Source organism: Luteolibacter luteus (genome assembly GCF_012913485.1).
Taxonomy (GTDB): domain Bacteria; phylum Verrucomicrobiota; class Verrucomicrobiia; order Verrucomicrobiales; family Akkermansiaceae; genus Haloferula; species Haloferula lutea.
On record NZ_CP051774.1, the window covers coordinates 3,202,538 to 3,215,690 of the forward strand.

Here is a 13,153-nt window from a genome sequence, read left to right on the forward strand (position 1 = left end):
TCCCTTGCAGGCTGTCGCTACCCCGGCTTTGATCTGCCGTGATTTCGCGATGAAGCACCACCACCCCTTCCATACCCCGGCCATCATCATGATGGCTGGCGTGGCGGTCGCGGGAGCGGAGGTCGCCGGGGACGCGAAAACCCTGAATGCGGAAGCTCTCACTGCCATGGAGGCGGGGAAATGGGAAGAGGCCCTCCAGCTTTTTGACCGCTGCGTGGCCGCCCATGGCACGGATGCCCTGAAGAAATTTGGCCCCTCCTTCGGCGTCACTTGGTACCGGAAGGGGATCTGCGAGATGCAGTTGAAGCGCCCGGAGGCCGCCGCGAAGTCCTTCGAAACCTGCTACCGGGACTTCCCGAACAACGGGAAGGCCGCCGAAAATCTCTACAACAAGCGCGCCCTGATCCGTTGGGGCGAGGCCGCGCAGGCGATGGGGAACCACGCCGAGGCCATCCGGCTTTTCACCAAGTTCCTCGCAGAGCGGGACAAGTCGAAGGAGCCCTTCGAGCCCGGTTCCTTCTACATCCAGCTCGCTCTTTGCCACTTGGCCTGCGGCGACTTGGCCCAAGGTGCGGAGAATCTGGAAACCGCCGTCCGGAACCGGAAAGGTTTCGCGACCCCGGACTCGGGGATCGTGGCCGCGCTCCAGTCCTTGGTGGCGGCTTCTGCCGCCAAGAAGGAGGCGGCGGCGCTGACGGCCTTTCTTGAGAAGAACAAGGGGTCGCTGCTTATCGCGCCTTTCGAAATGGCCACCTACGCTCCGGCGTTCGTCCGGATGGCCACCGATGCGATGGGTGCCTCCATGGATCAGGCGGCGCTCGATCTCTTCCTGCTCATCCCGCCTTCCGAAAAGATCAGCGCCGCGCTGAAAGCGAAGATCGAGGAGATGGGCGCGCAGGCTTCCGTCACCGAGGGCAACCGGACCTTGGTGAAAAGCGATCTCCAGGCGACTCTGGATGCGCTCGATAAATCGGTGCGGGACGGCACCTGCCATGAGGCGATCCAGCTGGGTGCCACCGCTGTCATTCGCGAGCGCCAGGGGGATCTCCAAGCCGCCTACCAAGCCTGCGAGCAACTGGAGGTCCGCTTTCCTCATGCGAAGGATCGGGAAACCTACCTCTTCAATGTCGTGCGCGCGGGTGCCGCGATCGGCGAGCCGGCGGCAGCGGCCAAGTACGGCCCGCAATTCCTCGAGACCTATCCGGATTCGAAGCAGGTGCCTGCGGTGCGGCGGCTGATGCTCGTTTCACTCTTCCGGGCGGGAAATCACGAGGCCTGCATCAAGGTTGCCTCCGAACTGATGCCGAAGCTCACGGAAGGCACCCAGGATCACGATGCCTGCCTGCACATCCTCGCTGCCAGCTATGAGCAATCGGACCGCTTCGATGACGCCCGTCCGCTGCTTGACCGGCACGCCACGCTCTACCCGCAGAGTCCCTTCGCCCAGGCCACGCTCTATTATCAGGCATCGAATCGCGTCCATCTCGAGCAGTGGGATGAAGCGGCCAAGCTGCTCGATGCCTTGGCCGGACGCTATCCGGACCCCGCGGCAAATCCTTATCATGTGCTCGCGCTCGTCGACCGCGCCCGCTGCCATGCCGCGAAGGCGGAGGACGCCGCCGCGCTGGAAAAGATCGGCCTCATCCAGGACGGCTTCCCTGATGCGCCGGTCGTGGCCGCGGCACTCGGCCTGAAGGGCGACCTCTTGCTCAAGCAGGACAAGCCCGGCGAGGCGGAGACCTGCTACAAGCAGTCGCTCGAAAAGGCGGAAACCGCGGGCAATCGCCCCGCCGCGGCGGAGGCCCTCGCCCGTTTGGCAGGCCTCCTCTCCGGGATGGGAAAGGATCGCGCCAAGGAAGCAGCCGGCTATTGCGACCGCTTCTGGAAGAACTATTCCGACCTGTCCCCGGCACGTACGAAGATCATTGTACTTCAGCCCTCGATCCTCGAGAATGCGGGCCGGACCCAGGAAGCCCTCGATCGCTTGCGGACCACGATCGTCGAGACCTCGGCCAATCCATCCGACCCTTCGCTTGAGCCAGCGATCCGCGAGTATGCGCGCATCTTTGCCTCGAAGCAGGGGGCGGAAGCGCTCAACCAGCATTTCCGGGATTTCCAAGGAATCCGGCCGGACGACAAGGTGACCCGCTCGCTGCTGCGCATCGCCGTGATTACGGTGGTCGAGTCACAGCTCGGCCAAGGGGATGACGCGGAGAAGGCGAAGGCCGATGCCTTGATGAAGTCTCTCTTCCAGGAGCTGAAGAGCGAGTTCGGGCCGAAGGATCTCCCGGCCGGCATCCTTGTCCGCATGGGCGATTTCCTCCGCCTGAAGACCTCCGCGCCACGGCAGGCGCTTCCTTACTACGAAGAGGTGCTGGCCCGCGCGGATGTTGCGGTCCGTTTTCCTGCGCTGCTCGGAAAGGCCACAGTCCTCGCTGAAGGAAGCAAGGAAGAGCGGGAAGCTGCCATCAAGGATTTGGAATCGATCTTCGCCGATTCACCGGATGCCCTCGATAAGGAGGAAGCTCTCTACTGGCTGGTGATGACGAAGATGAAGGCAGGTGATTTCGCCGGGGCGGGGAATAGCGCCGAGCGCTATCTGGCGCACGATTCCGGTTACCACCTTCACGTTCCAGAGGTTCGCTTGGCATTGGCCGGCTCTTATCAGGAGCGCAATATGGTGAGCGAGGCCCTCTCCGCTCATGAACGGGTATGGCGGGACCACGAGGCGGTGTCCCGTGTCTCGAACCAGGCCATGCGCTCGTGGATGCTGCTTTCCTGGGCCCGCCAGACCCCGGCCAAGGACGGAACTCGCAGCGATCGACAGGCAGCCTATGAAGAGGGTGCCGCTTTCCTCGACCGGACCCGGCCGTTCTACAACAAGATGGTATCCTTCGATCAGGAAACCTGGCTCGAGATCGAAAAGCTCGTCGCCGAATACGGTGGCTCCACCGACGTGAAGAAGGTCGTGAAGGCCAGCCCTCCTCCGGAGGAGTAGGGAATCTTATTCCCGCAACGCTCCGCTCTCTGCCCTGCGTGGCGCACTTCGACGATGATGGGAAGATGGGTCATGGATGATTCTGCCTTTTTTGGGGGTTGGACCTCCGGGATTCCGCGCTAAACATCCGGCGTGAACATCGTCCTCGGCATCACCGGCTCGATCGCGGCTTACAAGGCAGCGGATCTCGCGTCCCAATTGGTGAAAGGAGGCCACACGGTCAACGCGGTGATGACCCGCGCCGCCACCGAGTTCATCACCCCTCTGACCCTGCAGGTGCTCACCCGGAATCCCGTCCTCGTCACCTTGGAGGATGAGAAGCAGAGCTGGAAACCCGGCCACATCGAGTTGGCGGACAACGCGGATCTCTTTCTGGTGGCTCCGGCCAGCGCCGATGTGATCGGAAACTTCGCCAATGGCCTCGCGCCGGATCCTCTTTCCTCGATCTACCTCGCCCTGCCGATGACCACGAAGGTAGTCATCGCTCCCGCCATGAATGGGAAGATGTGGCTTCACCCCGCCGTCCAGCGAAACGTCGCCCGCCTGCGGGAAGATGGCTGCCGCTTCATAGGCCCCGCCGAGGGCGATCTGGCCTGTGGTTATCAGGGCGTGGGACGGATGACCGCGGTGGAAGAAATTCTCGCCGGGCTCGACATCTAAAGGCGGCCCTTCCTCCCGGCGGCTTCCTTGGATCCGGCAGATTTGTCGCTTTATTCCAAGCTGCGGAAGGCTTGGTTGTATGACACCACACGTATCTTTTACGTGGGCTTTGTGTGCGGAAAGATGACGCAAACGTGCACAAACGTATGCACTTCATACTAGACCCAAACGCGTTTTGATATTAGGAAAAGGATGCTGAAAGTCTAAAACCCAAGGATGGACAGCACCCGTCAGTTCGCGCGCCCGGAATGGCCGTGACTTCCTGCCGGGAACCTTCCCAAAAACCCAAACCCAACAGACAAACGCAGCCAATCCTCTCCCGAGGCCGTTTTTCGACCGGAGTTACTCCTCCCCCGGCAATTCGACCGAAATCCCGATAATCCATCGCAGAGCTTTGACTCGAAGCGACCGGCTTTCCGGCTGAAACGGAACGCCTCCCGTTGCCTTGGCACCATTGTGCCCGCGTCCAAGGACCTGCGTTTCCATCATAGGACGGCTGCGCCTGTCCGCCCGTGTTTCGAAAATATCTCCCATGATTCGTAACATCATCGTCCTCGGAGCCGGAAGTGCCGGCCTGATTGCGGCGCTTTCCCTAAAGCGGAAGATCCCGAACCTGAACGTCCGCATCGTCCGGAGTCCCGAACTCGGCGTGATCGGCGTCGGGGAGGGGACCACCCCGAATTTCCCTCGCCACATCTTCGACTACCTCGGCATTTCGAGGGCCCGCTTCTACCAACTGGCAGAGCCGACATGGAAGCTGGGCATCCGCTTCCTCTGGGGCCCCCGCGGCCGCTTCGACTATACCTTCGCCCCGCAGCTGGATTCCCACTGGAGCGACCTTCCGCGTCCCAACGGCTTCTATTGCGACGAGGAGTTCTCCTGCGTGGATATCCCCGCGGCGATGATGCATCAGGACAAGGTTTTTGCCCGTCAGGCCAACGGGGCACCGGATGTTCAGCCCTGGCATGCCTTCCACATCGAGAACACGAAGTTCGTCGATATGCTCGAAATCGTCGCCCGTGAAGCGGGTGTCGAGTTCACCGATGGAAAAGTCACCGGTTCCGATCGGGGCGACAATGGGATCTCCGCGATCCATCTGGAAGACGGGCAGCGCTTGGAGGCGGACTTCTTCGTGGATTGCAGCGGCTTCCGCAGCGAGCTGCTCGGCAAGGCCCTCGAGGAGCCCTTCGAAAGCTTCGGCAAGACCCTCTTCTGCGACCGCGCCGTCATCGGCGGCTGGGATCGCACCACCGAGCCTATCCTTCCCTACACCACTGCCGAGCAGATGGATGCGGGCTGGTGCTGGCAGATCGACCACGAGCACCACATCAATCGGGGCTACGTCTACAGCTCCCAGGCCATCTCCGATGACGAGGCGGCCGCCGAGTACAAGCGGAAGAATCCGAAGGCTCCGGATTCTCCCCGGGTCGTGAAATTCCGCAGCGGTGCCTATCGCCGGATGTGGGTGGACAACGTCGTCGCGGTCGGAAATGCGGGCGGCTTTGTGGAGCCCTTGGAAGCCACCGCGCTGATGATCGTCTGTGCCCACTGCCAGACCCTCGTGGATTTCCTGCTCCACACCGAGCTCGATCCCACACCCGGCATGCGGGATCTCTACAATGAACTCACCGGCGCCACTTGGAACGACATCCGGGATTTCCTCGGTCTTCACTACAAGCTGAACACCGCGCTCGACACTCCTTTCTGGAAACACTGCCGCGCCGACACCGATCTCTCCGGCATCGCTCCGCTGCTTGAGTTCTATGAAGAAAACGGGCCCACCGGCTTCTGCCGCTACCGTCTGCCAACCACTCAGAATGACTTCGGGATCGAAGGCTACTTCGTGATGTTGGTCGGAAATCGGGCTCCCTACCGGAAGCGCCATCACGCGACCCCGCAGGAGATGGCGATCTGGAACAAGCATCGCAACGACAACCTCGCTCACGCCCGCCGCGGCATCGATGTGCGGGAAGCTCTCGCCTATGTCCGCCATCCTGGCTGGCAGTGGCATGGTGACGCTGCGCCCAAACCAAAACCTCAACCGCAACCTGCATTCGCCTAGGACTCCTTCCCTTGTCATCAGGCTGAAAGCATAGCATTTGTATAACAACTTAAAATGATCCGGCCCCTTTCTTCCCTTCCATTTGGGATTGTAGATCAACGGAGTCGGAATTCTTTGTCATATCAGCCAAACGCAGATGATTATTCTGGAAACGATTTCCAAATATGAAATTGTAGATAGCTGAAGAGTCCCAGCTCCTCGTCAAACCCAAGAACCCAAAGCCCATAAACCCCATTGTCCGGAGACTTGTATCCGGATGGTTCCACGGCCTGCCCGCGCTTTGCGGCCGGTCTTTAGCGACGGCACAGCAGAAGTGTCGCCGTGAGACGTCCCCTCGTTTGTGACTTCACGAATAACCCGATGAAAACCCCGATCCATAAACCCATTACCCGTGCGTCCCTAACGGCCACGGCAGCCAACAACATCCGCTGGTTCTCCCGCATTCTCGCGGGCACCACGGTCCTCGGTTCCAGCGCCCTCGCGTTGGACAACCTGTGGACCGGCGCGGTGAACAATGACTGGAACACCGCGGGCAACTGGAGCCTGAACCGTGTCCCGGCTTTCCCGAACGGGAATCCCGCACCAAACGATTTCGATGACGCCCTCGTCAACACGCTGACCAATTTCCCGGTGCTCTCCGCAGCACCTTCGATCAACCCGCGCGACTTCCGGATCGGCACCGCCTCTGGGGCTACCGGTCGCCTCGATCACCGCGCGGGCGCAGCCTCGACCGGCAATGGCAACTGGATGTTTGTCGGCACCGCGGGCGGCAACGGTACTTATAACCTTGCGGATACCGCAGCCACGGGTGGCGCTACCACCGGCTTCGGCATCGGTTCCGGCAGCATGACAGTGGGTGGCCCGGGCACCGGCGGCCGCCTCTATGTGGGTGGCGATGACGGCGGCGGCGATGGCGGCACGGGCCTCGCCAACGTGAACACCTCCGGATCGCTCATCCTGAGAAACGACCTCATCGTGGGTGCCCAGACAGGCACCGGTGTCTTCAATCTCGATAACGGCACGGTGACTTCCGGGAGCGCCTCGTCAGGCGCTTGGATCTACATCGGTCAGGAAGGCGGCCACGGCACCCTGAACATGAGCGGCGGCACGATGGATGTCTGGGGACGCTTCTATGTCGCCCGGAATCTCGATGCCACCGGCACGGTGAACCTCAGCGGCGGCACGATCACCAAGAACGGCGGCGATTACTTCGCGGTCGCCGAAGGTGCTGCCACCGGTGTCTTCAACCAGACCGGCGGCACGGTCAATACGGTCAACGGCGAGTTCTGGGTAGGCCAGGCGGCAGGATCGAATGGCACCTATACCATGAGTGCCGGTAACCTGAACGTCGGGAACTGGATCGCGATCGGCCGCGATGGCGGCACCGGAGCTTTCACGATGCACGGCGGCACCCTCACCAAGACCGGCGGCGGCAACTTCATCGTCGGTGCCAGCGGTCCGGGTACCTTCACTCAGGATGCAGGTTTGGTCGATATCCAGAGCGGCATCACATGGATCGCGGAAAACAACAACGCCACCGCCACCTACACGCTCTCCGGTTCCGGTGAGCTTCGTTCTTCGGAAGTGGTGATCGGTGTGAACGGAGGCACCACGGGCACCCTCAATCTGAAAGGCGGCACGCTGCGCACTTCCCGTCTTACCGGTGGTGGCGGTGCTGATACCGTTTCCTTCGATGGCACCCAGATCGTCGTGAGCGCCCTGCCCGCAGGCAATCTCATCGGCGGCCTCGACACCGCCTCTGTCGATGCCGGGGGCTTGAAGATCGATACCAACGGTTTCAACGCCTCCGTCAGCCAGACGCTTGGCGGAAGCGGCGGTGTGGTGAAGAGCGGAACCGGCACCCTAACCCTTCTCGGAGCCAGCAACTATACCGGCAACACTTCCGTGAATGCCGGCAAGCTGATCGTCTCCACGGGTGACATCAATGGCCCGAGCACCGGCACGGGCACCTACACCATCGCCAACAACGCCGGCTTGGGTGTCACCGTCTTTACCGATCCGCAGCAGCTCAATATCCCGAGCGCGACCTTCGGCACCGGCACCAGCGTGGATATCGTCGTGGACAACTCCACGGGAAATCCATCGCTCGCCCCGCTGAATATCACCGGCACCGCCACCTTGGCAGGAAATGTCCTGGTGAACCTGAAGGACGCCTTCCCCGAAGTCGGCAACTACACGCTCATCGACTACGGCACGAAGGCTGGTGCCGCCGGCGCGAACTTCGTGCTCGGCAGCCTCCCGCAAGGCGTGGTCGGCACGCTCAATGACAACGGCAGCGTGGTCACCTTGAACGTGACGAGTGTCTCCCTGCCGCGCTGGGATGCCACGGTCAATGGCAACTGGAACGACGACAATCTGGGAGCCGTGAACAACTGGGTGGACCTGATCACCCTGAACTCGATCAAGTACACCAACGGCAACCCTGTCCTGTTCGATGACACCGTCAGCGGTGCCACCGGCGGGAATGTCACGATCACCGAAGTGGTCACACCCGGCAATGTCACCTTCAACAATGCCGGTCCTTCCGCAGCAGGCTTCGATTATGTGATCGGCGCGAGCGGCAGCGGCGAAATCAGCGGCACTACCGGTATCCTCAAGCAAGGCACCGGTGACGTGAATCTGACCAGCAACAACAGCTACACCGGCGTGACCCGCCTGGAAGGTGGCACGCTCACCACCGCGACCCTCACCAATGGCGGTGTGGCCAGCCCGATCGGTGCAGCCACCGCGGATCCGAACAATATCGCCTTCGCGGGCGGCACGCTGAACTACACCGGCGCTGCCACCACCACCGACCGCGGCTACAGCATCTCCGCGGCGAATGGCGACGTGGTCAGCGGCTTGAAGATCGCCAGCGATGTGACCGTCACCGGTCAAGTCACTGTCCCGACCTTCGGCAAGCTCACCAAGACCGGTCCCGGAAACCTGACCCTCAGCTTCCCGGGTGCAAACGTCCTGGCTCGCGGCGGGGCGGCTTCCCTGCGCGTGGACGAAGGAACCCTGACCCTCCAAGGCGGCGGCACCCAGACCAACCTCGTAGCAGGCGAATTCTGGCTGGCCTCCACCCCGGATGTCCCGGCGAACTTCGTGATGAACTCCGGTTCCCTCACGGTGAACAGCTGGCTGGCGATGGGCCGCGGCAATGGCTCGACGGGAACGGTCAGCAACCTGACCGCGACGAACTCCACGATCCAGACCGGTAACTTCAGCACCGGCTTCGACGCCGACCTGCCGAACAACAACAGCGTCCAGAACGTGACGCTGAACAACACGACCTGGACCAACAACGACCGCACCCTCTGGGCCGAGCGTCCGTCCGCCGTGACCAATATTACCCTCAACGGTACCTCGTCCTACACCTCCGCCGGCCGCCTTCAGATGGCCCTCGGCGCGAGCTCGATCGTGAATGTCACTGTCAACGACAGCGGCAGCATCTCGAAGACGGGCGAGTGGCTGTCGATCGGCAATAGCAGCAACGGTGTCGGCACGGTGACCCTGAACGACAGCGGTTCGCTGACCAGCAACGGTGACTTCAATATCGGCGACGTCGACCAATCCACCGGCGTTCTCAACATCAATGATAACGCCACCGTCACCAGCACCGGCCAGGTGTTCATCGGTAAGAACGGCGGGACGAAGGGCACGATCAACCAGACCGGCGGCACCTTCACCGGCACCGGCTGGGTGAGCAATGCGCGCTTCGCGAATTCCATCGGCGAGGTCAATATCTCCGGCGGCAGCTTCAACCAGACCGGCCTCAGCCAAGCGCTGTTTGTCGCGGAAGACGGCACCGGCACGATGACCCTCTCCGGAACCGGAGCGATCAACGTGTTGGGTAACGGCTTCGTGATCGCCAATACCGCAACCGGCGTCGGCGTCTTCAACCTGGACGGCGGCATCCTGACCACCCGCCAGGTCTTCGACGGTAACGGCGGTGCGGGCACCAGCACCTTCAATTGGGACGGCGGCACGCTCCGCGCGGCCACCAATTCGGTCACCAACTTCTTCAACGGGATCGATAACGCGATCATCGAAGACGGGGGTGCCGTGGTGGATACCAACGGGGTCTCAATCGACATTGGCCAAGCGCTTCAGGATGGCGGCACCGGCGGCGGGCTGACGAAGATCGGCACCGGACGTCTCAATCTGAATAGCTTGGGGAATACCTATACGGGTGTCACCGCGGTGAATGTCGGCACGCTGGGTGGTAACGGCATGCTCGCCGGGAACATCTCGGTGGCGGCAGGAGCCACGCTCGCTCCGGGTGTGCCGACTGGCATGCTGACGGCGAATTCGGTGAGCTTCGCAAATACCGCGAAATTGAGCATCACGATCGACAACAGCTCGTTGTTCATCAACGGCGAACTCGAGACCTTGACCAGCCTCAATCTCACCAATGCCGTTCTGGAACTCAATGGCACTCCGACATCGGCGTCCTACATCCTCGCGAGGTATCCCACGGGTGCCTTGACGGGCACCTTCGCCAGTGTCCCGACCCTGCCGGCGGGTTACACCCTGAACTACAACCTTGATCTCGGCGGCGGGGTCTCGGCGGTTGCCATCACTCGTCCGCAGTCCGCCTTCGAGGCCTGGATCGATACCTACTTCCCGGGCGAAACGAGCCCAGCGATCGTCGGTGCCGATGCGGATCCTGATGGAGACGGGGGTTCGAACCGCTTCGAGTTCGCTCTTGGCGGCATTCCAAACGATGCCACCAGCCAGCCGAAGATCTTCCCGCTGACGCTCGACGGCAGTGATGCAGGCACGGCCAAGGAATTGCTACTGACCATCGGCGTCCGCAGCACGGCTCCGGCCTTTGCAGGCTCGCCCTCGCCGACCTCCACCGTGGACGGTATTACCTATACCATCCAGGGCAGCACGGACCTCACCGGCTTCACCACAGGGGTCACGATCGTTAGCCCGGCGGTCACGCCGAGCCTTCCGACCCTGCCGAGCGGCTACCAGTACCGGACCTTCAGCCTGAGTGGTTCGGACGGCCTCACCGGCAAAGGATTCCTGCGGGTACAAGTTACTCCCTGATCGGGGTATGACGGAATGGGGTCCCGGCTACATGGGTGGCCGGGGCCCCTTTTTCTTGGGTGGGAGGCCTCGCAGGCGGATTTCGCCTTGGCAGGGCCGGAAACCGGCCATACAAGCGCCGCGCCATGACCCGCAAGCAGATCGACGTCAGCGTTTATATCTTCTTGATCCTCCTGATCGCGTTCTTTTGCTACGCGGCTTGGGGTGTGCTCGGCATGGTCGGCCTGCACGGCTGATTTACCAAGCCACCGGCACCTCCTGGAGCTGCCCGCCGCGGTCGTGGAATTTCAGGTGCCCGTTCGCCAGCGCGTATTCGTGCACGCATTTCGTGACCTTCACGTCGAAGGCGCAGTACTCCGCGATTTTCATCAGCGGCTCGGTGTTGCCGGTTTTCTTGTATTCCTGCCACCATTTCAGCGCATCGAGGCCATCGGCTGATTTGCCGGTCCCGAGGGACGCGGACGCCGCGGAATCCAGCTTCATGCGGAATCCGAGCTTCTCTTGGAGATCCAGCATCATGTCCAGGTTCACCGTCTGGGCCGGCAGATCGTAGATCGTGTAGCCTTGGAGCACGGGGTAGTCGAATTCGACATGATTCCACCCGACGACCAGGTCGGCGCGGACCAGTTCATCGACAAGCTCGTTGATATCGTGCTCTCCGTAGATCCGGTAGCCGCCGCGGGCGGTGCTATAGGTCACCGCCACGGAAATGCCCATCTTGTCCTTGTGGGCGGAGCCCCCCACGTCGCCAAAGCTGCGCTGGGTTTCGAGGTCGAAGTAAACGATGTTTTTCCCGGACACGCGCGGAGGGTATGCGGCGATTCCCGGCAGGAGCAACCGCTGAATCATCCCTGAGCCCCGGTCCGCCCCTCATCCAGCCTTTGCCCGCTTGCGCAGGCCATCCAGCACCATCTCTGCCAGCGGGGACAGCTTCCCGCGCCATGCCGCGGCAATGGTCAGCTCCGGGCAATCCGGAATCTCCCAGGCACGCGTGCCCTTCGGGATGCCGATGCCGGGAGCCCTCACGCTCAGCCCCGCGCCGAAGCCTTGCGCCACATAGGCATGCACCAGCTCCAGCGAGTTCACTTCGATCCGTGAAGGCCAGTCGAGCCGCGCCTTGGTCAGGGCCTTTGAAAAGAGCCGGCTCATCGCGGTCTCCGCGGGCGGGCGGATCAGGGGAAGATCCACCGCCATCCCGTGCATCCCGGAGCGCGCCACCTTGTACGAGGAAGGTAGTAGCAGGAGCATCGGCATCGAGATCAGGATCTCGGTGCGGATGCCGGCCGGGGGGCGGGACTCCAGTTCACACACGGCCAGATCCACCTCCTCCCGCTCCAGCATCGCGAAGGCACCGCGCTGGTCGGTATCCACCAGGCTCAGCTCGAAGTTAGGCTGCGCTTTCCGCACGTTTGCCAACACGTCCGGCAAGTGGCGGCGGATGATCGTGGCCGGCGCTGCGAGCCGCAGGCGGCGCGAGGCCCGACCCGCAATCCGCGCGGCCACATCCGGCAGCGCTCCGAAAAAAGGCGCCAGGAACTCATACAGATCCCTTCCTTCCGGCGTCAGCTTGAAAGGTCTCCGCTGGAATAGCCGCACCCCCAGCTCGTTTTCCAAGATGGTGATTTGCCCGCTAATGGCCGGCTGCTGGATCCCATAGGGCATGCTGCGCGCCGCCGCCGTGATCCCGCCATTGCGGGCCACATGGTAGAAAAGCTCGAGATGGTGGAGATTGGGCGTGGGCGTCACGCCACGATTCAACATGCCCGGAGCCCGCGGACACGAAGAAAACGGGCCGGTCTTCAGGTTTGCGGGCGGCTTTCACCGGCGGATCGCCGCCAGCCTTTCCTCCCGCACGTAGTCCGGCACTCTTCCCTCCTGCTTCGACGTTCCATGTTGGAAGTTCGGCTTCGATGTTCGCCTCCCACCCCTTCCGGTGTTACCTTCCCCCCGTGAAAGGCCGGGAACAGCTCGTGGTTGCTTTTGATGGCGAGTGCCTGATGTGCAGCCGCGGCGTGCGTTTCCTTGCCGAGCGGGACCGCCACCAGCGGCTCCACTTCGTGCCCCTCCAGAGCTCCATGGGGCGGGAGATGGAGCAGCGGGCCGGGACCGAAAAACTGAGCACCATGATCGTGAAAAGGGGGGATCAGGTCCTCGCCCGTTCGGAGGGTATCCTCAGCGTGCTTCAAGCGCTTGGCGGCATTTGGGCCGTCCTCGCACGCATGGCCCGGATCTTTCCCCGCGTCCTGCGGGATGCCGTTTACGATTTCATCGCAGCCCGGCGGCATCGTTGGTTTGGAAAGGGTGACGTCTGTTCGCTGCCCTCCGAAGCCCTGCGGCAGCGCCTGATCGACGGCGAGCAGGTTTGACAGCCT

The 13,153-nt window shown here is 62.3% G+C and carries 7 protein-coding genes; 5 read left to right on the top strand and 2 right to left on the bottom strand.

Annotated elements, in window-relative coordinates:
- Positions 1 to 49: 49 nt before the first annotated feature.
- The 4 genes from HHL09_RS13370 to HHL09_RS13385 all read left to right on the top strand — a co-directional run bounded on the left by HHL09_RS13370 (position 50) and on the right by HHL09_RS13385 (position 10,781).
- Positions 50 to 2,998: a tetratricopeptide repeat protein gene (locus HHL09_RS13370; protein ID WP_169455130.1), complete on the top strand. Its 2,949-nt coding sequence runs from the start codon at positions 50 to 52 to the stop codon at positions 2,996 to 2,998.
- A 132-nt stretch (positions 2,999 to 3,130) separates the two neighbouring features.
- A complete protein-coding gene (locus tag HHL09_RS13375; protein ID WP_169455131.1) occupies positions 3,131 to 3,658 on the top strand; it encodes a flavoprotein in 528 nt (175 codons plus the stop codon).
- 532 nt (positions 3,659 to 4,190) lie between these two features.
- Complete coding sequence (locus HHL09_RS13380) at positions 4,191 to 5,720, top strand: tryptophan 7-halogenase (RefSeq protein WP_169455132.1); 1,530 nt, start codon at positions 4,191 to 4,193, stop codon at positions 5,718 to 5,720.
- A 360-nt stretch (positions 5,721 to 6,080) separates the two neighbouring features.
- Entirely contained in the window at positions 6,081 to 10,781 is a 4,701-nt protein-coding gene (locus HHL09_RS13385; RefSeq protein WP_169455133.1) for a beta strand repeat-containing protein, read from the top strand.
- 237 nt (positions 10,782 to 11,018) lie between these two features.
- Here the strand turns inward: HHL09_RS13385 and HHL09_RS13390 are convergent, their stop codons facing one another.
- Both HHL09_RS13390 and HHL09_RS13395 read right to left on the bottom strand, forming a co-directional pair.
- A complete protein-coding gene (locus tag HHL09_RS13390) occupies positions 11,019 to 11,582 on the bottom strand; it encodes a ribonuclease H-like domain-containing protein (RefSeq protein ID WP_240963629.1) in 564 nt (187 codons plus the stop codon).
- A gap of 69 nt (positions 11,583 to 11,651) precedes the next feature.
- Positions 11,652 to 12,527, bottom strand: coding sequence for a LysR family transcriptional regulator (locus tag HHL09_RS13395; protein ID WP_169455135.1), 876 nt, complete (start codon positions 12,525 to 12,527; stop codon positions 11,652 to 11,654).
- 203 nt (positions 12,528 to 12,730) lie between these two features.
- Between HHL09_RS13395 and HHL09_RS13400 the strand changes: the two genes are divergently transcribed.
- Complete coding sequence (locus HHL09_RS13400; protein WP_169455136.1) at positions 12,731 to 13,147, top strand: thiol-disulfide oxidoreductase DCC family protein; 417 nt, start codon at positions 12,731 to 12,733, stop codon at positions 13,145 to 13,147.
- Positions 13,148 to 13,153: the final 6 nt, after the last annotated feature.